The 23,584-nt window shown below is 39.1% G+C and carries 22 protein-coding genes; 10 read left to right on the top strand and 12 right to left on the bottom strand.

Annotated features, from left to right (window positions below):
- Positions 1-107: 107 nt before the first annotated feature.
- Positions 108-1,328: an FtsX-like permease family protein gene (locus G7074_RS03270; RefSeq protein ID WP_166206961.1), complete on the top strand. Its 1,221-nt coding sequence runs from the start codon at positions 108-110 to the stop codon at positions 1,326-1,328.
- Positions 1,329-1,406: 78 nt separating this feature from the next.
- On the opposite strand, the gene G7074_RS03265 is transcribed toward G7074_RS03270, so the two are convergent.
- Entirely contained in the window at positions 1,407-1,850 is a 444-nt protein-coding gene (locus tag G7074_RS03265; RefSeq protein ID WP_124560219.1) for a hypothetical protein, read from the bottom strand.
- Positions 1,851-1,880: 30 nt separating this feature from the next.
- Positions 1,881-2,687, bottom strand: a complete 807-nt coding sequence (truA, locus tag G7074_RS03260; RefSeq protein ID WP_124560218.1) for a tRNA pseudouridine(38-40) synthase TruA — start codon at positions 2,685-2,687, stop codon at positions 1,881-1,883.
- A 76-nt stretch (positions 2,688-2,763) separates the two neighbouring features.
- On the opposite strand from truA, the gene G7074_RS03255 reads away from it, so the two are divergent.
- Positions 2,764-3,147, top strand: coding sequence for a YchJ family protein (locus G7074_RS03255; RefSeq protein ID WP_124560217.1), 384 nt, complete (start codon positions 2,764-2,766; stop codon positions 3,145-3,147).
- 102 nt (positions 3,148-3,249) lie between these two features.
- On the opposite strand, the gene mazG is transcribed toward G7074_RS03255, so the two are convergent.
- The 7 genes from mazG to mnmD form a co-directional block, all read right to left on the bottom strand.
- Positions 3,250-4,056 carry a nucleoside triphosphate pyrophosphohydrolase gene (gene mazG, locus G7074_RS03250; RefSeq protein ID WP_124560216.1) on the bottom strand — a complete coding sequence of 269 codons (807 nt, stop codon included), beginning with the start codon at positions 4,054-4,056 and terminating at the stop codon, positions 3,250-3,252.
- A 50-nt stretch (positions 4,057-4,106) separates the two neighbouring features.
- Complete coding sequence (locus G7074_RS03245) at positions 4,107-4,556, bottom strand: hypothetical protein (RefSeq protein WP_124560215.1); 450 nt, start codon at positions 4,554-4,556, stop codon at positions 4,107-4,109.
- A 63-nt stretch (positions 4,557-4,619) separates the two neighbouring features.
- Positions 4,620-4,916 carry a hypothetical protein gene (locus G7074_RS03240; RefSeq protein WP_124560214.1) on the bottom strand — a complete coding sequence of 99 codons (297 nt, stop codon included), beginning with the start codon at positions 4,914-4,916 and terminating at the stop codon, positions 4,620-4,622.
- Position 4,917: 1 nt separating this feature from the next.
- Positions 4,918-6,027 (bottom strand): AI-2E family transporter, encoded by a 1,110-nt coding sequence (locus G7074_RS03235; protein WP_124560213.1) that lies wholly within the window; start codon positions 6,025-6,027, stop codon positions 4,918-4,920.
- A gap of 99 nt (positions 6,028-6,126) precedes the next feature.
- Positions 6,127-6,330: a hypothetical protein gene (locus G7074_RS03230; RefSeq protein ID WP_124560212.1), complete on the bottom strand. Its 204-nt coding sequence runs from the start codon at positions 6,328-6,330 to the stop codon at positions 6,127-6,129.
- A 177-nt stretch (positions 6,331-6,507) separates the two neighbouring features.
- On the bottom strand, positions 6,508-7,455 hold the full coding sequence (locus tag G7074_RS03225) for an aldo/keto reductase (RefSeq protein ID WP_166206958.1): 948 nt from the start codon (positions 7,453-7,455) through the stop codon (positions 6,508-6,510).
- A 146-nt stretch (positions 7,456-7,601) separates the two neighbouring features.
- The gene (gene mnmD / locus G7074_RS03220) at positions 7,602-8,267 is read right to left on the bottom strand and encodes a tRNA (5-methylaminomethyl-2-thiouridine)(34)-methyltransferase MnmD (RefSeq protein WP_124560210.1); all 666 of its coding nucleotides are present in this window, start codon (positions 8,265-8,267) and stop codon (positions 7,602-7,604) included.
- Between the two features lie 100 nt (positions 8,268-8,367).
- Here mnmD and G7074_RS03215 point away from each other — a divergent pair, with 100 nt between their 5' ends.
- The gene (locus G7074_RS03215) at positions 8,368-8,706 is read left to right on the top strand and encodes an MmcQ/YjbR family DNA-binding protein (RefSeq protein ID WP_166206955.1); all 339 of its coding nucleotides are present in this window, start codon (positions 8,368-8,370) and stop codon (positions 8,704-8,706) included.
- A gap of 59 nt (positions 8,707-8,765) precedes the next feature.
- On the opposite strand, the gene G7074_RS03210 is transcribed toward G7074_RS03215, so the two are convergent.
- The gene (locus tag G7074_RS03210) at positions 8,766-9,548 is read right to left on the bottom strand and encodes a DUF2625 family protein (protein WP_199748335.1); all 783 of its coding nucleotides are present in this window, start codon (positions 9,546-9,548) and stop codon (positions 8,766-8,768) included.
- A 189-nt stretch (positions 9,549-9,737) separates the two neighbouring features.
- On the bottom strand, positions 9,738-11,774 hold the full coding sequence (locus G7074_RS03205) for a M13 family metallopeptidase (RefSeq protein ID WP_124560208.1): 2,037 nt from the start codon (positions 11,772-11,774) through the stop codon (positions 9,738-9,740).
- A 429-nt stretch (positions 11,775-12,203) separates the two neighbouring features.
- Between G7074_RS03205 and G7074_RS03200 the strand changes: the two genes are divergently transcribed.
- A complete protein-coding gene (locus G7074_RS03200; protein WP_166206952.1) occupies positions 12,204-14,189 on the top strand; it encodes a heavy metal translocating P-type ATPase in 1,986 nt (661 codons plus the stop codon).
- A 147-nt stretch (positions 14,190-14,336) separates the two neighbouring features.
- Here the strand turns inward: G7074_RS03200 and G7074_RS03195 are convergent, their stop codons facing one another.
- Positions 14,337-14,744 (bottom strand): DoxX family protein, encoded by a 408-nt coding sequence (locus G7074_RS03195; RefSeq protein ID WP_166206949.1) that lies wholly within the window; start codon positions 14,742-14,744, stop codon positions 14,337-14,339.
- A gap of 218 nt (positions 14,745-14,962) precedes the next feature.
- Here G7074_RS03195 and G7074_RS03190 point away from each other — a divergent pair, with 218 nt between their 5' ends.
- From G7074_RS03190 to G7074_RS03165, 6 genes are all read left to right on the top strand, one after another.
- Entirely contained in the window at positions 14,963-17,629 is a 2,667-nt protein-coding gene (locus G7074_RS03190) for a valine--tRNA ligase (RefSeq protein WP_124560205.1), read from the top strand.
- A 146-nt stretch (positions 17,630-17,775) separates the two neighbouring features.
- Positions 17,776-18,738: a DUF2157 domain-containing protein gene (locus tag G7074_RS03185; protein ID WP_166206946.1), complete on the top strand. Its 963-nt coding sequence runs from the start codon at positions 17,776-17,778 to the stop codon at positions 18,736-18,738.
- The gene (locus G7074_RS03180; protein WP_166206943.1) at positions 18,731-19,795 is read left to right on the top strand and encodes a DUF4401 domain-containing protein; all 1,065 of its coding nucleotides are present in this window, start codon (positions 18,731-18,733) and stop codon (positions 19,793-19,795) included. The genes G7074_RS03185 and G7074_RS03180 overlap by 8 nt, the downstream gene beginning before the upstream one ends.
- Positions 19,782-20,279: a GDYXXLXY domain-containing protein gene (locus G7074_RS03175; RefSeq protein WP_166206940.1), complete on the top strand. Its 498-nt coding sequence runs from the start codon at positions 19,782-19,784 to the stop codon at positions 20,277-20,279. Before G7074_RS03180 ends, G7074_RS03175 begins: the two co-directional genes overlap by 14 nt.
- Positions 20,280-20,656: 377 nt before the next feature.
- Positions 20,657-22,012, top strand: a complete 1,356-nt coding sequence (locus tag G7074_RS03170; RefSeq protein ID WP_124560201.1) for a Gfo/Idh/MocA family protein — start codon at positions 20,657-20,659, stop codon at positions 22,010-22,012.
- A gap of 16 nt (positions 22,013-22,028) precedes the next feature.
- Positions 22,029-23,396: a DUF1080 domain-containing protein gene (locus tag G7074_RS03165; RefSeq protein ID WP_166206937.1), complete on the top strand. Its 1,368-nt coding sequence runs from the start codon at positions 22,029-22,031 to the stop codon at positions 23,394-23,396.
- Positions 23,397-23,584: the final 188 nt, after the last annotated feature.

Genomic DNA, 23,584 nt, shown 5'->3' with positions numbered 1-23,584 from the left:
TTGTTTTATGCCAAGGCTACATTATTTTTAAAGTTGGTTATTTATTTTTGAAAATGCCATTTTTAAAAAGGAATTGAGCATTTTTGTTACTTAGAAACCTGTTAAAATTGAATTTCGAATATTTTATAGCCGGGCGGATAGCCGTTAAATCAGAACGTACTTTTTCAAAGCTCATTGTTCGCATTGCGATAGCTGGCGTAATGCTGAGTTTGGCGGTTATGATCCTTTCAATAGCCATTATTAAAGGTTTTAAAACCCAAATTCAAGATAAAGTGCGTGGTTATTTAGGCGATGTACAAATTACGCGCTACGACCTGAATAATTCTTTCGAGCATTCGCCATTTGCTTTAAGTGATACCGCTAATAACGATCTGAAAAACAATCCCAATATCGAATATTTTTATCCCTTCGCCACTAAGCCAGCTATTCTTTCGGCCAATAACGAAATAGAAGGGATTAATTTTAAGGGGGTAGATAAAAGTTATAACTGGAATTACATTAAACAACACCTTATTAGCGGTACTACCATCAATTTTGCTGATAGTACCAGGGCTATGCAAGAACTGTTGATTTCAAATTATACGGCCAATCGCTTAAAATTAAAAACAGGCGATGATTTTATCATGTACTTTGTGCAGAACCAGTTGCGCCCGCGGAAATTTAAAATTGTGGGTATTTACGATATCGGTGTAGAAGATATCGACAAAGGTTTTGTATTGGGCAACCTGAATATTGTTAAACGCTTAAATAACTGGGAAGCTAACGAAATTGGAGGGGTAGAAATCAGGATTAAAGATTTTAGTAAACTTCAGCCCGTTGCGGATGAGATTTACGAAAAACTACCACGTAATCTACGTTCTTTTTCTATTGAAGAAAATTTCCCTAATATTTTTACCTGGCTGGGGTTGCTAGATGTAAATACAAATGTGTTACTCATTTTAATGTTGATTGTAGGGGTAATTAACATGGTTACTGCCCTGTTGATTATGATTTTAGAACGCACTAACATGATTGGGATGCTTAAATCTTTTGGGGCAACAAACTGGAGCATCATGAAGATTTTTCTTTACAATGCTGCTTACCTGATTGGTATTGGGTTATTGCTTGGTAATATTTTAGGCCTGGGCCTTGGCTTCTTTCAGGAGGCTACGCACATTTTCAAACTCAACCAGGCTTCGTATTTTTTAGCCTATGTACCAATCGAATTTCATTTTATTGATGTGCTGCTACTCAATGTAGTTACGGTAGTGGTATGTTTAACTGTGCTGATTATCCCTTCGTTGTTAATTAGTAAAGTTTCACCATTAAAGGCAATCCGCTTTAAATAAGGCATAAAAAAGCCTGGGTCATCAAATCAGATCATTTTCGATGCCCAGGCAACCTAAACCTAACTTTTTATTCTCTTGCTAGTTAATTTTTTTCAAAATGTATTCATATTGCAGGTAAGCGTATGAGGTAGCTGGTGAATTTTCGGTAGCAGCCTGCTTAAACTTCTTTTTGAGCGTGAGGTCGGTAGCATTGCTTTTAACCTCGTATTCTCCATTTAAAATCATGTTCCAGTCAAAATCGGCGGTATAAATACCTTCATTAACAAAAACAGCAAGCCCTTTGTCAAAAGTATATGTACCTGATCCTGCTGTGGGTTTATTGGTGTTTTTGTATGTGATACTAAACTGTCCGTTCTTTAAAGAAGCAACAATAGGGTAGGTGCTCGGTACCGATTTTACACTATTGGTTACCACCAGTAAACCGGTATAATCGCCATTGTTTACCACATCAACTTTATCAGGCTTTTTACAGCCCAATGATAGGCCAAGGGTAAATAAAAGGATGGAGATTTTAGCTTTCATACTCCTTAAACGGAAGCTGAAAGCAAAACGCTACAGTTTAACCGAAATCCATTCAATTCCTTGCGTGCTATGCAAAAACTCGGTTCTGGGTGGCAGGTTTAAATAGGGGTAGGTTACTTTAGAAAGGTATAGGCCTGTAGGGTGCGCCGGATCTAAAGTTTTAGGTGTTTGCAGGTTAATTAGCAGGCTTTCAAATTCATCCAGGCTCAGTTCGCCTAATCCGGTTTTTAGGATTTTTCCCATTAAAATACGGATCATTTTACTTAAAAAACGGTTGCTTGCAATGTGAAAGCGAATGCGGTCGCCTTTTTCATTCACAAATAAATCGGCTTCCATTACGTTACAAATGGTGTGCTCGTATTTGTTGGGCTGGGTACAAAAAGCCCGGTAATCTTTGTATTGTGGTAGCAGATTAACCGCTGCTTTCATTTTTTGAAGGTCCAAATGCGGATCCTGATAAAAAGAACTCTGGTTGCTTAAGAAAGGATCTTTGTAAGTGTGGATAAAATAATCGTACCTGCGTTGAACAGCATCGAATCGGGCATGTGGCAGGCCTTCCATTGGAATAATATCGAAAACAGCAATGTTTTGCGGTAAAGCCTTGTTTAAGCGATAAAGGAGGTCAAAATCAAAGGTTTTTTCGATATCGGCATGAAAGAAAAACTGACTGGCATGTACATGTGCATCAGTTCTGCCACAACCAATAATGGGAACAGGCTGTTTTAAAATTTGTTCCAGTGCTTTTTCAATTACCGCCTGTACGCTAATGGCACCTGGTTGTTTTTGCCAGCCATTGTAATGCTGACCCTGATAAGCAATGTGGAAGAAGTATCTCATTATTTTGGATTGCAATTTTACGGAAATTTTGGCATCAAGGACATTAAATTCCTAATTTGCCGCTCAAATAATCGAGATGAACATTACCAATTGTCCCTGCGGAAGCGGTTTGCTTTACCAAAACTGCTGTAAACCATACCATTTAAAGCAACAAACTGCTCCTACAGCCGAAGCCTTAATGCGTTCGCGGTATTCGGCTTTTGTAGTGCATGATGGTGATTATTTGGTTGAAACCACACACAGCAGCAAACGCAAGGGCAATAGTAAAGATGCCTATTTAAAAAGCGCAAAAAATACCAAATGGCTTAAACTCGAAATTGTTGCAGCAACTTTTGATACCGTAGAATTTAAGGCTTATTATCTCAATAAGAAATTCCAAACGGAAGTACTGCATGAAAAATCTAACTTCAGGTTAGAAGACGGGAAATGGTATTATGTTGACGGGAAGTTTTATGAGTAGTTTTAATAAAGGCGTCATTTCGACTGGAGTGCAACGGAATGGAGAAATCTACTTTGATAGATCTCTCGGCTACGCTATACTCCGCTCGAGATGACGACTCGACTATACCTTTTTTGCCTCATTCCAATACACATCCATTTCGGCAAGGGTCATATCAGCCAATGCTTTACCATTTTCTTTTGCCTTACTTTCGAGGTACTGAAAGCGTTTGATAAATTTTTTATTGGTTTTTTCCAGCGCGTTTTCAGGATTGATGTTGATGAAGCGGGCGTAATTGATCAGTGAGAAAAGTACATCCCCAAATTCTGACTCGGCCTTTTCTACATCAATAGCGGTATTATCGGCTACGTTAAACTCCGATTTAAATTCCTGCAGTTCTTCCTCCACTTTTTCCCAAACCTGATTTTTATTTTCCCAATCAAAACCCACTCCACGTGCTTTCTCCTGAATGCGTGAGGCCTTAACCAGCGCAGGTAATGAACCCGGAACACCAGCCAGAACCGATTTGTTGCCTTCTTTGAGTTTAATCTGCTCCCAGTTACGTTTTACATCTTCTTCATTCTGCACTTCTACGTCGCCATAAATATGTGGATGGCGGTTAACCAGTTTGTCGCAAACCCCGTTTAAAACATCTGTAATGTTAAACTCGTTGGTTTCTGAAGCAATACGCGAATAAAAAACCAGATGCATCATTACATCGCCCAGTTCCTTTTTAATTTCATCCAGATCGCCTTCCAAAATTGCATCACTCAACTCATAAGTTTCCTCAATGGTTAAATGGCGCAGGGTTTCCATGGTTTGTTTTTTATCCCATGGGCATTGTGTACGCAAAGTATCTAAAACAGTTAGCAGACGCATAAAAGCATCAGCAGGGTTATTGGCGCTGGCAGGAATAGGATTGTTTGGCATATTTTGTCAGTATTATTTACTTCAGAGAGGTAAAGTTAGTGCTTTAGCAATTAACGGACGCTAAAATACCAAACCCAGGCGATTAAGAAAAGCTGAAAAGGAATTCTGAACCATAAATATTTAGGGCCTGGGCCGGGTTTGTATAAATCTTCGTAATTGATGTGGTTTTTTGCTGCATAAATATTGGCAGGTATAATGGTCATTAAAAATATGATCAATGCAATGCCGGTATAGTATCTTATATCTTCAATTTGTAATGCAATGGCAAATAAAATCTCTAGTACGCCCGTAAATAGAATAATTTCTACTTTCTTCGGAATGAAAAGCGGGATCATGGCGGCCATACTGGTTTTAAACTTAAAGTGGCCTATTGCTGTAAAAAGCAACATTACACCCATAGCGATGTTACCGGCAAAAATATTTCCTTTATCGAATGTGGTATGACCACCAAAGGCAAGCAGGGCAACATAAACAACAAGTAATACGAATAAAGGTTTCATGCCTCAAATATGTAAATTAACGAGCAGATACGCTAAAAGCCTGGTGTAATGGAGTTGTAAAAATTACGAAATCAAATTAAAGGCAATTAATATGGTGGCTATAAAGAGCACCACTAATCCTGAAAGGAAAATAAAATCTGCACTTTTTTCCAGCCTTTGACTCACGGCATCGCCTTTTCTCATCGAAATAAAAGATAAAATACAGCTGGTCATAAAAAAGATAACGGCTGCAACGGCAAACTCATCAATAATAGAACTATCGGCCAGGTTTAGTTTCTTTAAAGAGGTGAGCACGATAAAACAAATCCCCAGTAAATTGGCCGAAGTACTTAAAATATGTGGCGAACGGTTTTCTGCCATGCTAATCTTTTTCTTCCAGTTTAATTTTTTTGGTGATGCGGTAAACCCGTTTTTTCTTCTCAGGTTTATGTTCTTCGCCCATTAAAATGCCCCAGGGTTTAAGGTTATCTATCCGGTCGAAAATGATTTTGAGCATAGCCAAATAAGGAATACATAAAAACATACCCGAAATACCCCAGATCATTTCGCCAACAACAATGCCGATAAAAGCAAATAAGGCATTTATTTTTACTTTAGAACCCACCACCAATGGCATTAAAATATTTCCATCAATGGCATGAACGCCAACAAAAGCAATTAAAACCAACAGTACTTTACCTGCACCAGCAGTGGCGAATGTAATTAAACAGCTAATGAGCAAAGCGAAGAAAATGCCCAGATATGGAACCACATTAAAAATACCTGCTACCAAACCCAATAAAACCGCATATTTTACACCTAAAAGGCTCAATACGGTAATCATTAAGATGGTTACGATTAGCATTTGTAAGAACAAGCCAATGATGTATTTCTTAATGATATACTGGATTTGCGATACGATTTCGCTTACCTTCTCTTTGTGTTCTTCTTTAAAAACAGATGTTAAAAAGGTATACAATATCCTGCGGTAGTTTAGGATGAAAAACGTAAACAATAAGGTGAAACCCAGGAATAAGAGGGTAGAAGATAAGGTAGCCAATGTAGTGGCTACAATAGTGGCACTTGTAGCCAGGGCTTTTTCGGTACTATCGTTTAGGTAAGCCAGTTGTTTTTCTGAATTTACATGAAAGGTTTTCGAAATCCAATGCTGCAGTTCATGGTAAGAAACATCGGCTTTCTCTTTTAACAAAGGCCAGTCGGCCCATAAATCGCTCAACTGGTTGCCAAAAAAATATACAATTCCGCCAATTACAGCGATCATTAATATCACCGAAACCAGTGTTGATAAACTTCTTTTAAATTTAAACCGCTGTTCCAAAAAATTGGCTACCGGTAATAATAAAATCCCCATTAAAAAGGAGAAAAGAAGTGGCGCCAGAAGCGATTGCCCTAAAATGGCAATGTAAGTTAGGCTGATTAAGCAGAAGAGAACCAGCGCAAGTTTAGGCAGGAATGATAGTTTGTCTTTCATAAAAAAATTAAATCCTGTTTAATACAAATTGAGGGATTAAAAGTTTTAATCAATTCTATTGTAGGTTTAACTGGTAAATACCAGTACAAATTATTAATATTATCTGTCTTTTTTGAAAAATATCAGAATTATAAAGAAAGCAATCAGTGGTGTAGTGAAAATTGCTAAAAGGAGCGAACCAAAATACCCCAATGAGGTGTTTTTACCATAATTGGCCACCGCCAATAATATAGCAATACCAATAAGAATAACAAGGATTTCTATAATGCCTGGCACGGATGCCAAAATTGTGGAGATTGTCATAGATTTAGATTTGTTACAAATGTAAAAAATCCCTTAAAAGTAGTTAATAGGGTTGATAACTAGCGATCATTGTAAGATTGCCTGCCTGCTGCAGGCAGGCTTATCCAATAAATTAACGCCCAACGTAACAAATTTTAAGATAAACACGCTTAAGGGATGATTCTCCAGTAAAACTTTTTAATAAATACTGGCTTTATCCAGCAACGAAATATCTTCTGCGCTTAACTTTAAATTTGCAGCTTCGGTAAAAGATTTGAGTTGGTTTAAATCGGTAACGCTGGCAATTGGTGCGGTAACCGACGGATGATACAGCAGCCAGGCCAATGCTACCGATGCCTGTTCTACACCATGTGTTTCTGCAACCTGGTCTAATGCCCTGAGGATTTTAAAACCCCGGTCGTTCAGGTATTTTTTTGCACCACCTCCCCGCTGACTTTTACTTAAATCGGCTTCGCTGCGGTACTTTCCGCTTAAAAAACCACTGGCCAGGGCATAATAGGTAACTACACCTAAATTGTGCTCTAAGCAAATTTTTTCGTGTTCTGCCTCAAATCCTTCGCGATCGTATAAGTTGTAACCTGGTTGGTAAACTTCGTAACGGGGTAAATTATGCTCGTTAGAGAAGATTAATGATTCTTTTAAGCGATTGGCCGAAAAGTTCGATGCGCCGATCCACCGTACTTTACCGGCTTTAATCAGGCTATCGTAAGCGCTTAAAGTTTCTTCTACCGGTGTGTTTTCATCATCATAATGCGAGAAATACAAGTCGATATAATCGGTTTGCAGGCGAGTTAATGAATGCTCGACTTCGTTAATGATGTAATCTTTTTTGAGCGATTTGCCCTGGCCCATATCAGAGCCTACTTTGGTTGCAATAATTACATCGTGCCGTTTGCCGTGCTTTTTTAACCAGTTACCAATAATGGTTTCCGATTCTCCGCCTTTATTGTCGGGCACCCAGCGCGAGTAAACATCGGCTGTATCAATGCAATTAAAACCACTTTCGATAAAATGATCTAAGATTTCGAATGATTTTGCCTGATCAATGGTCCAGCCAAAAACGTTGCCGCCAAAAACAACCGGTGCTATATTTAAATCTGATTTGCCTAATATTCTTTTTTCCATGATGTGAATTTTATAATAGGATTAACAAACAGAATTAAATGCAGTTTTAAGAAAAGGTCTTGTTAATGTCAGTGTTTAGATAACATATTGATTAAAGTTTAACAACCATCTTCCCTCATCCATTTGCCATCTTGCATTATCCCGCCTTACATTCCCTTCACTGCCCTAAGCATTTCCCTTTTTCCAGGTGCACCGGGTAGTTTTTCGATGTTAAAACCACAGGCTTTTACCGCACGTTTTAATTTTCCGGTAATGGCGTAGGTTACAAAAGTACCACCGGGCTTTAAGAAACTGCAGGCATGTGCAATAATTTCATCGCTCCACATTTCGGGCTGGTGCTGCACAGAAAAGGCATCGTAATAAATGATATCGAATTTTTTAGGTGTATTAAATGCGGCTAATGTTGTATGTGGAATTTCGAGTGCGCTTAATGCCGATAGTGATTGAGGGGCTTGAAGAGCAGCTTCGTAGTTACTCATAAAAGTATTCCAAATGGCTTGCGGTACATAAGCCGAATAACCCGTTTGTTCAATTAATGCTGATGATAACGGAAAGGCTTCGATACTGGTATAATCGAGTTGAATATTATTTGATTCGCAGTATTCAAGGCTTAAAATAAAGTTTAAACCCGTTCCAAAACCAACTTCCAGAACAGCTATTTCAGGCTTGCCGGCAGAAGCAAATTTTAACCCCGCCGCTATAAACACGTGTTTGCTTTCCTGCAACGCACCATGTTTGCTGTGGTAATGTTCGCCTATGGTTTCGTTGTAAAGGGTATTGGAACCATCGGCGGTTGGGGTGATAATATTCATGGGGCCTAAAAGAATTAATGATTTCTATATTCATGGCAAAATTAGCATTTTCTATCTGCCTTTCGGCTTTTGTTATTAGCTTTGCTTTAAACCTTAAAAAATGGATATCGAAACCTTTAGAGAATATTGTTTGAGTTTGCCTGGTACAACCGAAGGCATGAAATGGGGCCATTTGTGTTTCATGATTGAAGAAAAAATGTTCTTCATTATCGCCATTGACGAGGATAACAGCTTCTCGATCAAATGTGATCCGGAAGAATTTGATGCCCTTACTGGCAGAGATGGCATACAACAGGCGCACCACATGGCTAAGCGCCAATGGATTCGTGTAGCTAACTTAGAGGTGTTTAACGATACAGAATTGAAAAGTAGGGTAGAGGCATCGCGCGCAATGGTACTGGCCAAACTGTCAAAGAAAACTCAGTCCAAATACGCTTAGTTTAAGTACCGGGGTACAGAACTCGATTGTGTATCTGACATTTTCTTTAGATAATCAGTTTATTGCTCCGTTTTAGGTTCCTCTTTTTTCGCTTCGCCGGCGCTTTTCAGCTCTTTCGATTTCATGATATTGAATTTGTACATTTCTTCAATGCCAACCAGTTTGCGGGTACACTTTTCAATATCAGTTCCTTCTTCCCATAAATAAGGACGAAAGCTGTAAGTTTTAGTACCATCTAAGTTACCAATAAACTGGTTCCAGCTACTCCAGCGAAGGCCTTTGTAAAACTTAGATAGGTCGCTGTCGAAACAGAAAACCAAAAACTCTCCGTAGCCTGCACCAAGTGGTTGCCAGGTTAAGCTGTTGGGTTCCAGGTAGTATACGTTTTTAATATCAGGGCCTAAGCCACCATAGTTAATGGCGAAAAAACCGCCAACGGCATCATCCGCTACCAGCAGATAAGGCATATTGTCGCCATATTCTTTAACGGTTTTGCCCTTATTCCAATCTGAAACAGAACGGTTTAAACGCTCACTTCCCGAACCTAAAATCCTGATCCAGCCATTGTCAACCATTATGCCTCCACTATTGTAAATTACCGAACCCAGGGTCGAATAAGTTGAAATTTGCGTATTGTATAACACTTCTTTGGCTTTTGTTGAATCAACGGACAGAATCTCGACTTTGTTTTTGGCAGAATCAATCCATTTTTTAACCAAGGGCCATGCCGGATCTTTTTTATTGATTAATTCTTCGGCAGTAAACAGTTTGTTTTGTGCAAAGCCGGTTAAAGAAACAAAAGTTAAAGCCAGGATGGAAAGTGTTTTAATTGCGCTTTTCATGGTATGATGGAATGTTTTTTCAAAGATAGAATGATATTTAACAATAGCCGAAAGGAGGACAATTAATTTTTGGATGTTTATCCGAAATCAATATAAAAACAAACGCCCCAATTAAAATCGGGGCGTTTACAATATAGGGATGAAATACTGTGTAGGTTTTGGCCTGTTGGCAAAGCCTCCCACTTTAAACTACCACATTCTTATCCTGTCTTCTGGTTTTTTATATAATCTATCACCAGGTTTAACATCGAAGGCGTTGTACCAGGCATCCATGTTTACAGGGGCACCAATGGTACGGTAAGGACCCGGAGAGTGCGGATCGGTTTTAATTAACTGGGCAGCACTCTCTGGTAAAATGTTACCTCTCCAAACTTGTGCCCAGGCAAGGAAGAAACGTTGATCTGGCGTAAAACCATCAATTTTTTCGTTGCTTTGGCCTTGTTTAGTCATTTTGAAAGCCGTGTAAGCTGCATTTAAACCTCCTAAATCGCCAATATTTTCGCCCATGGTTAATTTACCAATTACATGTACGGTATCTAATACGGTGTATGCGTCAAACTGTTCGCCAAGGGCTTTGGTTTTAGCGTCAAACTTAGCTTTGTCTTCTGCAGTCCACCAGTTTTTTAAGTTACCGGCAGCATCGTACTGGCTTCCGCTATCGTCAAAACCATGACTCATTTCGTGACCAATTACTGCACCAATACCACCATAGTTAACTGCATCATCTGCATTAGGATCGAAGAAAGGGAATTGCAAAATACCTGCAGGGAAAACAATTTCGTTTAGTGTAGGGCTGTAATAAGCATTAACCGTTGGCGGGGTCATGCCGAAGCGTTTACGATCAACAGGCTTGCCTAATTGATTTACCATTTCGTTATAGCCCCAAACACTAGCATTGCGTAGATTTTGGAAGTAAGTATCTTTATTAATCGCTAAGCCATCATAGTTTTTCCATTTTTCAGGGTAACCAACTTTTGGGGTAAAAGCATGTAATTTAGCCAATGCTTTCTGCTTGGTTTCAGGGCTCATCCACTCTAAGCCATTAATTCTGATTTCGAAAGCCTTGCGCAGGTTCACAATCATCTGGTTCATGCGTTCCTTAGCCTCTGGTTTAAAGTATTTAGCTACATAAAGCTGACCCAATAATTCGCCAATGGTGCCATCGGTTAACGAGGACATGCGTTGCCAGCGTGGCGTTTGTACTTTCTGGCCGGTTTGTGCCTGAGTAAAGGCGAAACTTGCTTTCACAAAGGGAGCACTTAAGCTTGATGCCGATCCTTTTAAAATGTTCCACTCCATATAGGTTTTCCAATCGGCTACCGAAACCGATTTTAACATACCATCTAAACTTGCCATAAACTTAGGCGACGAAACTAAAACGGTATCCTGGCCTTTAATTTTGAATTTTGGAAGGTAGGTTGACCAATTGATATCTGGTGTTTTTTTGTTCAGCTCGGCAACAGTAAGTTTGTTATAAGTTGCATAAGGATCGCGCATTTCCAAACGGCTCATTTGCGCCTCTGCAAATTGTTTTTCGATGGTAAAAACAGTTGCTGCTTTTTGTTTAGCCTCTTCGGCGCTGCTACCGGTTAAGGTAAACAGGGTAACCATATAAGTATTGTAAGCCTCGCGGATTTTAACACTGCGGGCATCGTCTTTTAAATAGTAATCGCGATCGGGCAAAGTAGTACCGCCCTGACCAACGCTAACCATATATTTGTTTACATTTTTACGGTCCTGGCCAACACCTACACCAAACATGGCGCCAGCTAAACCATTTACACGCATATAAGCTACCTGATCTAAAACGCCCTGGATGTCTTTAATCTGCTGAATTTTAGCTAAATCGGCTTTTATTGGAGTGTAACCTAATTTCTCGATGGTCAAACTATCCATCGCAGCGGTATAAAAATCGCCAACCCTACGTTTTACCGATCCTGCTGGTGCTGATTTGTCGGCTGCCGCATCTTCAACAAGTGTTTTTACAGCGTTGATGTTGAAATCGCGAAGCTCGTTGAAGGAACCCCAGCGTGTTTCTTTAGCCGGAACAGGATTGTTTTTTACCCAGGTACCACTTGCATATTGGTAAAAATCATCGCCCGGTTTAACCGATAAATCCATATTGGCTGGGTCGATAAATTTTTTGATGGTTTGTGCGTTTGCAGAAAAGCTAGCAGCAACTATACCCAGTGCCGCAAAATATCTTTTCAAATTTTGGTATTTCATTCGCTTAAAATAAGTTAGTTTATAATGCGAAATTTATGAAATACTAATTAATACTGTGGTAATATATTAGAAATATTACTTGTAAAACCAGTAGTAAATTTTTGCCAAGCCTAGCCGTCTGATCAAATCTGATGCTGAAAATGAGATTTTAATAGATTTCATCTGTTTATATATTTAATTGTATTCTTCAGATGGATCCTTTTCTGATTATTTTAATCGTTTGAGGATTCATTTTTTAAATCTTTTATACACTATTAACATTTTTTAACAAATTTTATTGTGTGACTGTAAAAATTATTGCTATTAAGAATGATTCGGGATAAACCATTTTATTTTCCATAAATTTGATTTCCGATCGTTTTAATACAGTATAATATGTGCCAGACTTATAGCGCCTGGTGTTAAATAACGAGTTATAGTATAAAAATAATGAGCCACTCACACGATAATCACGATAACTGCTGTAGCAGTAAAGCACATTCTGAACCCAAAAATCAACCTCATAACCATTCACATGGTGAAGGCGATGATCACGATCATGATCACGGCGGCGATCCATCTGCATTTCAAACCTACCTGCCCGCTATTGTTACCCTGGTAATGTTGCTGATTGGGATTGCATTCGATAATTTTCTTAAGGTACCCGTTTTTCAAACCATCAGGCCATATTGGTACATTTTGGCTTATTTGCCAGTAGGTTTACCGGTTTTACGCGAAGTTTGGGAAACCTTTAAAGCTAAGGCCTTCTTTACCGAATTTTCTTTAATGTCTATCGCTACTATTGGTGCCTTTGCTATTGGAGAGTATCCCGAAGGCGTAGCTGTAATGCTTTTTTATACCATAGGAGAGCTTTTTCAGCTGGCAGCAGTAAACCGGGCAAAAAGAAATATTTCGGCCTTGCTCGATGTGCGTGCAGATGTGGCACATGTTTTCAGAAACGGAAAATATGAAAATGTGAATCCTGAAAAGGTAGCCATTGGCGAAACTATACAGATTAAAGTGGGGGAGAAAATAGCCCTGGATGGCGAAATGTTATCCGAAAAAAGTAGTTTCAATACCGCTGCATTAACCGGCGAAAGCAAACCCAGAACCATAAATAAAGGTGAAAGTGTTTTGGCCGGGATGCTAAACCTGGATAGGGTTATCGAAATAAAGGTAACCAAAGTTTTTGCCGATAGTGCTTTATCGCGCATATTGGAGATGGTGCAAAATGCTACCGCACGCAAAGCGAAAACCGAACTCTTTATTCGCAAATTTGCCAAAGTTTATACCCCTATCGTGTTTTTTCTGGCGCTTGCATTGGTTACAATCCCCATCCTGATTTTAGGCAGCGATTATCATTTTCAGACCTGGCTGTACCGGGCATTGGTTTTTCTGGTTATCTCTTGCCCTTGTGCCTTGGTTATTTCTATTCCCCTTGGTTATTTCGGTGGTATCGGGGCTGCGTCGGCAAACGGTATTCTGTTTAAAGGATCTAATTTTTTAGAGCTCATTACCAAGCTGGATACTGTTGTGATGGACAAAACCGGAACACTTACCAAAGGTGTTTTTAAAGTTCAGAAAATAGAAAGTACAATTAACGAGACAGAGTTTTTAGCACTACTAACTGCTGTTGAAGCAAAATCGACCCACCCCATTGCCAAAGCGATTGTAGAGTATGCCAATGGAGCAGATCTTCATCCGGCCTCTAATTTGGAGGAAATTGCTGGAATGGGTTTAAAGGGCACGGTAAATGGCAAAACGGTTTTAGCAGGAAACGCGAAACTTTTAGTGAAATTCAATATTCCATTCGATCTTAAAATACAAGAGATAGAAGAAAGTATTGTAGTGGTGGCTATTGATGGGCAATATGTGGGTTATGTTTTAATTGCCGACGAGATTAAGGAAGACGCTGCAGCTGCGGTTAAGCAATTGCACGAAAATGGTGTAAAGCAGGTGGTAATGCTCAGCGGCGATAAAACTACTATTGTTAAAAAAGTAGCCAGCCAGTTGGGTATCGATGAGTATTATGGCGATTTATTGCCGGAAGATAAAGTAGTGAATCTGGAAAAAATTAAAAGTGATAAAACCAGGGTAGTTGCTTTTGTTGGCGATGGCATTAATGATACGCCGGTATTGGCCATTAGCGATATAGGCATAGCCATGGGCGCGATGGGGAGCGATGCTGCGATAGAAACAGCTGATGTAGTGATCCAAACCGACCAACCTTCTAAAATTGCTATCGCGATTAAAATTGGCAAGGCTACCAAAAACGTGGTGATCCAGAATATTACGCTCGCCTTTGCTGTTAAAGCCCTTGTTTTAATTCTGGGTGCCGGTGGATTGGCCACCATGTGGGAAGCGGTTTTTGCAGATGTTGGTGTAGCTTTGCTGGCTATTTTAAATGCAGTGCGGATTCAGAAAATGAAGTTCTAATGTCAGCTGTTTTTTGATCTTTAAGCAATTAAGGTAGTTAAGAAAACGACATCCAATTTTAATGCTATTAACTTATTGATGTTGAATGAAATACATGCTAAAAAAGAAAGGTGAGCATACTTATATATTCTCAAAGATTTAGATTAATTACTGTTTTGATTCAGGGTGGCTCGCCGTGTTAAAAAATACAATTGCGGTTAATACACAAATTAATATAAAATTATACTCTATACCATTTCTTCCACCGCCTACCACAAACCAGCCTTCTTTAAAGTGCACCATAATAATGCCCATTATTAAAACAAATATGCTGGCAAAACAGGCCACACGAATGTATTTGTTAAAAACCAGCAGTATTGCGCAAAGTACATGCGAGAGTTTAATGCTCCAGGCAAGGGCAACGCCAAAAGGGGCAAAGCCGACTTTGTTCAGATATAAATTTCCGAAATCGTTAATACCGCCATCAAACATGCCAAACACGCTGTGCGATAATAAGATAATGGCTACGGAATAGCGTAAAATGGCATAGCCAATGCTTAAGTTTTTAGCGTTCATATAGTTTATGCAAGGGGTTAAAAACATCTCCAGGCAAATACTAAAATACAAAAAGCAACACCAACCCAAAAATAGAATGTTAGTCCAGCCTGCCAAGAAATCGAAAATAGGTAGGCTTCAGTATGTAATGATAAGGTGTTTAGCTGCTTTAGTCTTTCGGTTTCCGCTTTGGTCTTTCAGCTTAATTAGCTATTTTTGGGCTTTTATAACAATTTTTCATGAGCATTTCCACCAAGTACAATCCTGCAGAAACAGAAGATAAATGGTATAGCTACTGGCTATCTAAAAAGTTTTTCCACTCAGAACCTGATGAGCGCGAACCTTACACTATCGTAATTCCGCCACCAAATGTCACAGGAGTACTGCACATGGGGCACATGCTTAACAATACCATTCAGGATGTTTTAATCCGTAAGGCCCGTATGCAGGGCAAAAATGCCTGCTGGGTACCCGGAACCGACCATGCTTCTATTGCTACTGAAGCCAAGGTTGTAGCCATGTTAAAAGAACAGGGGATTAATAAAAAAGACCTTTCGCGCGAAGAATTTCTAAAATACGCCTGGGAATGGAAAGAGAAGTACGGTGGTATTATTTTAGAGCAATTGAAGAAACTAGGAGCAAGCTGCGATTGGGACCGTACACGTTTTACCATGGAGGAAGATCTTTCTGAAGCGGTTATCGATTCGTTTATCCACCTGTACAAAAAAGGCTGGATTTATCGCGGTATCCGTATGGTAAACTGGGATCCTGCAGGTAAAACTGCGGTTTCTGATGAAGAAGTAATCCGTAAAGAAGTTAACCAAAAGCTGTATTATATTAAGTATCTGATTTCAGGTACAACAGATCAGTTTTTAACGATTGCAACCACGCGTCCTGAAACCATTATGGCTGATGCGGCGATCTGTATTAACCCTAACGACGAACGTTTTAGTCACTTAAAAGGTAAAAAAGTATTCGTACCGCTGGTTAACCACGAAATTCCGGTTATTGAAGATGAGTACGTGGATATCGAATTTGGTACAGGTTGCTTAAAAGTTACTCCGGCACACGATTTAAACGATTACGAGCTGGGTGTAAAGCACAATTTACCGGTTACCGATATTCTAAATGATGATGGTACCTTAAACGAACTGGCCGTTATTCTGGTTGGCGAAGACCGCTTTATTGCGCGTAAAAAGATTGCCAAAATGCTCGAAGAGGCTGGTCATTTAGATAAAGTTGAAGATTATAAATCGCAGGTGGGCTTTTCTGAACGTACCGATGCTGCAATTGAGCCTAAACTTTCTATGCAGTGGTTTGTGAAGATGAAAGAAATGGCACAACCGGCGCTGGATGATGTATTAAACGGAGAGGTAAACCTGATCCCGAATAAATTTGAAAATACCTACCGCCACTGGATGGAAAATGTACGCGACTGGAATATTTCGCGTCAGCTGTGGTGGGGACAGCGTATCCCGGCCTGGTACGATGATAAAGGAAACTGGGTTGTTGCCAAAACCAAAGATGAAGCTTTAGAAGAATTCTGGAAGAAAAAACATTTGGACGAAAGTTGTTCAGATGCTGAGAAAGCAGGCTTTAAGCATCAGTTAGAGCCATTTTTACGTCAGGATGAAGACGTAATGGATACCTGGTTCTCATCATGGTTGTGGCCAATTTCTGTTTTTGATGGTTTTAAAGATCCTGACAATAAAGACATTAACTATTACTATCCAACCAATGATTTGGTTACGGCTCCTGAAATTTTATTCTTCTGGGTGGCGCGTATGATTATGGCCGGACACGAGTTTATGGGCAAAAAACCATTTACCAATGTGTATTTAACCGGTATTGTACGCGATAAGCTGGGGCGTAAAATGTCTAAATCGCTGGGTAACTCGCCCGATCCGATTGGATTGATCGAAAAATATGGTGCCGATGCGGTACGTGTAGGTATGCTCATGTCATCGCCGGCGGGTAACGATTTAATGTTCGATGAAAGCTACTGCGAGCAGGGCCGTAATTTTGCTTCAAAAATATGGAATGCCTTCCGTTTGGTTAAAGGTTGGGAAGTAGATGCAAACCTCGAAAACCCAAATAAACAGGCTATTTTGTGGTTCGAAAACCGCTTTAATGCCGCTTTAGTCGAAATTGAAGATAACTTTAAACAATATCGTTTATCGGAGGCTTTAATGACTACCTATAAACTGGTTTGGGACGATTTCTGTGCCTGGTATTTAGAAATGGTTAAGCCTGCTTACCAGCAGCCGATTGATGCCGAAAGTTACCAGGCTACGGTTGGTTTCTTTGAACAGATTATTAAACTGTTGCATCCTAATATGCCTTTCTTAACAGAAGAGTTGTGGCATGATGATTTGTTTGCTGCCCGCGGTGAAATGGATTGCTGTATTGTTGCCGAATTTCCAAAAGGAGGGAGCATTGATGAGCAGTTGTTGAAAGATGCTGAGGTAATTAAAACTGTTGTTGCCGAAATCAGGAATGTACGTAACCAAAAACAGATTTCGCCAAAAGAAGCTTTGCCATTAAGTTTGAAGGTAAACTCTGATATCGATTATGAGAAATGGTTAAATATTGTTTTCAAACTGGCCAATGTTTCGGAAGCCGAGATTGTGAACGATAAAATTGTGGGTGCAACGGCATTTATGGCTGGTAAGGATGAGTTCTTTATTCCACTAACCGAAAATGTAGATGTAGATGCGGAGCGCACACGCTTAAATACTGATTTGGTGTACTTACAAGGTTTCTTAAAATCGGTTGATTCGAAACTAAGCAACGAACGCTTTGTGCAGAATGCAAAACCCGAAATTATTGCCAACGAACGCAATAAAAAGGCCGATGCTGAAGCTAAAATTAAAATTATTGAAGAAAGTTTAGCGATTTTAGGATAATCATATAGTCATCAATACCTGTAAGGTTTTTAAAACCTTGCAGGTATAATACCCAAAGCCCCTTAGCAGCGAATTGCTAAGGGGCTTTTCCATTTTTCTAATAAATTCATGAATAAATAGTATTTTGGTGGTACCAAATAGATTATATGACAGAACCGGGAGTTACCCGTCGCACACTGCAAATCATTGCCCGGAATAGTAATTTGTCGGCTGAGGAGCTTGAGACACAATTTAAAGAACAAGGCATTTATGCAGATAAAAAAGGATGGGCAAAGTATATTGAAATTGCATTAATTGGTATCGGTGCTGCTTTTGTTATATCAGGTATTATTTTTTTCTTAGCTTATAATTGGCATTTGCTACAAAGGTTTCTAAAACTGGGTTTAGTACAGCTTCTGGTTATTGCAACCGTACTGACATCATTCGTTTTTAAAAGAAATCAATTAGTACGGAGTGTATTATTAATGAGCGCTTCAGTTTTGGTTGGTGCAATGTTCTCTGTATTTGGTCAGGTTTATCAGACTGGAGCAGATGCTTACGATTTCTTTTTAGGGTGGACGGTGTTTATAATAATATGGGCTCTGGTTGCAGATTTCCCTCCACTATGGCTATTGGCTATGGCATTGATTAACATTACCATTTCGCTTTATGTAGATCAAATTGCTCCATATTGGCCATCAGATCTCAAATATTTATTGCTTTTTGTTTTAAATAGTGTGGTTTTAATAGTAATACAGTTGCTTCCTTCTGCTTTAAAAGCATCAGTTCCGAATTGGTTAATAAAGGTTATTTCTTTGAGCATCGCAACGTACATAACAATAGGGGCAGCTCTAAATATTTTTGATAAAGACCATCGATATTGGTTTGTCTTTTTTTTACTTGCCTTTATGGTTTATACGCTTGCGGTTTATCACAGTTTTAAGCATAAATCATTGTTCCATTTGTGTATTGTACCATTGAGTTTACTTATTATCATTTGCTGCTGGATTACTGAAAGCCACCATCAGGAATACGGTACGTTATTTTTCTTTATGAGTGTTTTCGTAGTCGCCAGCATTACTCTATTGACGAAATTATTGGTTAACTTAAATAAATCCTGGAATGAATAACTTACAAATTGTAGATCATTTTATTGCCAGTATTGAAAGAAAATCGAAGCCTGATTTTACAATTGATAACGAAAAGTTTGAAAAAGAAATATCGAAAGATAGCCAGACATATAGTGGTTTAGGAATTAAAATTCTCTCTGTTTGTGGAGGCTTACTGGGCTCCTTGCTTTTTTTAGGTTTCGTTACCTTGAGTATTTCGGAATCTCCGACAGCAACATTTATTTTTGGCTTGATAGTATTAGGCGGGGCCGTATTGTTGGATAAAATATCAAACAGCACTGTATTGGATGCTGTTTGTATTGGCGCATTTCTATCTGGATGTACACTCCTGGGCTACTCAATAAACCAAATGACCGATTCGGCTAACCTCACTATTTTCTCTTTGCTTGTAATTGCTGTAGCTACAGTTGCCAGTACAGAAAACTATATGCTCAACTTATTTGGACTTTTAATGTTTAATTCTTGCTTATTTGCATTTATTGAAACTAATAATGTTAATATTCTTATTCATTTCTTAACCGCTTTTCTGTGCATTGGATTTGTTATAATTAATTTGGTGGAGCATAAAGCACTTGTGAGATCTATTTCTGTAAACAAGCGATACCCGCCCTTTCGGATTGGCTTTTTAGTTTCGCTTAGTGTGCTGTTAATTTATTTCGCAATATATTTTGCTAAGCCATCTTTCCCATACCGTTGGGTTTCTTCACTTATTATTATGGCTGCTACCATTTACAACATAAGTTCCATTATAGATTTTTTAAAACTTAAAACTGGCCAATTCATCATTTACATATTTGCTATAACGATTTTGGCTTCGGTAATTTTTGCACCTTCAATTTGTGGAGCGATTTTAATTTTGATTGTTGGTATTCATGTAGGTCACAGGTTAACGATCGTTTTCGGGATAGTTGCATTGTTCTATTTTGTTGGACAGTTTTATTATGATCTCCAATATACCTTGCTCACTAAATCAATCATAATGATTTGCACCGGAGCCTTGTTGCTTGTTGTTGCTTATATTTTTAACAGACAAATTAGATCATATGACAAAGATTAAATCTGTATTCATTGTAATCAATTTGCTACTTCTGATTGGTTATTTTAATTGGTCTATCTATGCTAAGGAAAGAATATTGAGTGAGGGCAAGCTTGTTCTCATTGAACTTGCCCCAGTCGATCCGCGATCATTGATGCAAGGTGATTATATGCACTTAAATTATAAAGAGAATACTTTCTTAGAAAAAGTAAAAATACCTAAAAGAGGTTTCTGCCTATTAAAAATAGATTCGAATGGAATAGGACATCGAATCGCTTTAATAAAAGATATGAGACCGTTAGGTAATGATGAAGTAGTGGTTAAATATTTTTTTGATGGAAACGAATATTGGCCCTCTATCCATATCGGTGCCGAGTCCTATTTTTTTCAGGAAGGAAAGGGGAAAAAATATGAAGCGGCTAAATACGGCGGCCTTAAAATAGATGGAAATGGCAATAGCATCCTTGTTGGCCTTTATAATAAAGATTTGAAGCTGATTCTATAATTTTTGTACTGCCAAAAAGAACTATTTCCAAGGCTTAAGAAGTACTCTTTCATAGGCTTTTGTAATCCAACCAACTGATTTGTTCTACGATAGTTTCGGTAGGCGTATATTAAACAGGCTGAAACAGTTTCCCCTTTTATATTCAAAACCTAAATTATTATTTCAAACGTTTTCCTAAATAATAAGCTTGTTACAATTTAATTAAAAAAGGCTTCAAATCGCTTACTGGATAAGCTCAGAGCAGATTAAGCTTTATTCACTGAAATAATCGTTTCAAGAATAATACCCGCTGAGTTTTAGTGCATCTTATTTAAAATACTATTTTAGCTCATTCGATATGGTTTGATGAGAAACCGTATTTGTTAATATAGCCAAATATGGAAAATTCCAGAAGGAAATTTATTAAGCAATCTGCAATATTTGCTGCGGCAACCTATGCCGGTACTATGGGAATGAGTGCTAAAAGTTATGGGCGCATAATTGGCGCAAATGATAGGGTACGGGTAGGCGTTGTTGGGTTTTCCGACCGTTTTAAAGAAACGCTCCTGCCTTGTTTTATGAACCATAATAAAGAACTGAACTTCGATATTGTTGGCCTTTCTGATTTATGGAATTACCGCAGGGATTTGGGCATTGCCCATCTAAAAGCAAAATTTGGTCACGATATTAAAGCCTGCCGCAACAACGATGAGCTTTATGCAACTAAAGATCTTGATGCGGTAATTATCAGTACAGCCGATTTTCAGCATGCTTTACATACCATTGAGGCTGTTAAAGCCAATTGCGATGCCTATGTAGAAAAACCTTTTGCCGAAACCATGGATGATGCTAAAGCAGCTTTTAAAGCGGTTAAAGCAAGTAAACAGATTGTGCAAATTGGTTCGCAGCGAAGAAGTGGTGAGAATTATACCAATGCAGCAAAATTTATTCAGGATGGTAAGTTTGGCCCCATAACCGCTGTAGACCTGGTTTGGAATGTAAACCAGCCCGGCAGATGGCGCCGACCCGATTTAGTGGCTAAGTTAAAAGAAGAAGACATCGATTGGAAGCGTTTCCTGCTTAACCGCCCGGTTGAGGCTTTCGATCCGAGAAAATATTTAGAGTACAGGTTGTTCTGGCCCTATTCATCAGGGATGCCCGGGCAATGGATGAGTCACCAGATTGATACTGTACATTGGTTTACCAATCTAAAGCATCCGCGCAGTGTGGTAGCCAACGGAGGCATTTACACCTGGAAAGATGGCCGGAGAAACTGGGATTCGATGGTGGCTGTATTCGACTATGGCCAGCCCGATACTACCGATGGCTTTCAGGTAACCTTTACCTCGCGAATGCAGAATAGCGTAGGTGATGTAGGCGAAGTATATTATTCGAACGGTGGTGAGCTTAACCTCATTACCAATAAAGTTTCGCCAAAGGGCGGATTGAGAGAAAAAGAAGCCGCTGCAATGGGCTTAAAAGCTAACCTTTTACCGGAGTTTGATTTAAGTAAAACCGAAATCAAAGCAGCAACCGGAGCAAATATGGGCGGCGATCCGTTAACCTCGGGCCACATGCGCAACTGGATGGAATGTGTGCGCAGCCGTAAAACGCCTAATGCGCCTGTAGAGGCCGGTTATTCGCATTCAATTGCCAATATCATGACTAACGCTGCGGTAAGAACTGGCGCAAAAGCCACCTTTGATGAAGGCAGACAAGAAGTAATCGCAAACGGAAAAGTATTTAAATATTAATTATCCAAAACCAATCATGTCAAAAATTAAAAAGTATAGCATTCTTGCTTTTTCTCTAATTAGTTTATCGGCGGCAGCCCAAAAAGCCAAACCCCTGTTTGATGGCAAAACCCTAACCGGCTGGAAATCGGTGGCAGGTGTAGCCCCATACAAAGTTGAAGACGGAATGATTGTAGGTGCCATGACCAAAGGAACACCTAACTCATTTCTGATTACCGAAAAAGAATACGGCAATTTTATTTTAGAACTGGATGTAAAACTCGAGGGCGAAAGCACCAACTCTGGTATTCAAACCCGTAGCCACATTAAACAGGAAGCCAATAACGGCAGAGGGATGGTTTTTGGCCGTCAGGTAGAAATAGATCCATCTGCAAGGGCCTGGAGTGGTGGTATTTACGATGAAGCCAGAAGAAGCTGGTTATACCCTTTAGAATTAAACCCATCAGCAAGATCTTTGTATAAAAAGAACGAGTTTAACCACTACAGGATAGAATGTATTGGTAACGAAACCAAAACCTGGCTAAACGGACAGCCGGTAGCCTATGTAATCGATACTTTAGATCAGTCGGGCTTTATTGGTTTGCAGGTACACGGTATTGGCAACAACACCGAAAACGATGGTAAGAAAGTTTATTTCAAAAACATCAATATCCAAACAGAAGGCCTTAAAGCCAAAGCTTTTCCAAAAGGATTTTACGTGGTAAACTTAACACCAAATACTTTATCACCTTTCGAGAAAGCTAATGGTTACAAATTGCTTTTTGATGGCAAAACCAATGCTGGCTGGATTGGCGCTTATAAAACTGCATTTCCTGAAAAAGGATGGAAAATTGCCAATGGTACAATCAGTGTTGAACCTTCAGGCGGTGCCGAATCTACCAATGGTGGCGATATTGTAACCAAAGAAGAATATGCTGCTTTTGATATGTCGTTTGAGTTTAAACTTACTCCCGGTGCCAACAGCGGTGTTAAATACTTTGTTACCTTAAGCGAGAAAAATACAGGTTCGGCAATTGGTTTAGAATACCAGGTGCTGGATGATGTACTGCACCCGGATGCTAAATTAGGTCGCGATGGAAACCGCACTTTAGCCTCGTTATACGATTTAATGACCGCTAAAAAAGAATCAAGATATTTACGTCCTATAGGTAGCTGGAACAACGGCCGTTTGGTGGTGTACCCTAATAACAAAGTAGAACACTATTTAAACGGAGTTAAAGTTTTAGAATATACACGTGGCTCAGAAGAGTTTAAAAAACTGGTAGCCATTAGCAAATATAAAGACTGGAAAAACTTTGGTGAAGCGCCAAAAGGCCACATCCTGCTACAAGATCATGGCAATAAAGTAGATTTCAGGACCATCAAAATAAAAACCTTAAAATAAGGTCTTAACTCAAATCAATCTAAAAAACTACTGCGAAGTACAGGGTATCAATTACTTTGTACTTCGCATTTATGCATCATGGCATTTTGGTTTAAAACCTCTTAAAGCCTTTGGTTTGCATGTAAAAAATTAGAGAGCTCGGGCATTGCCTATTCACTTTTTACTACCTTTAAAACATAATTTTTAAA

It is taken from the genome of Pedobacter sp. HDW13 (assembly GCF_011303555.1).
Lineage (GTDB): Bacteria > Bacteroidota > Bacteroidia > Sphingobacteriales > Sphingobacteriaceae > Pedobacter.
The sequence above is the reverse complement of the archived record's forward strand: the minus strand, read 5'-3'. Positions and strand labels throughout refer to the sequence as shown.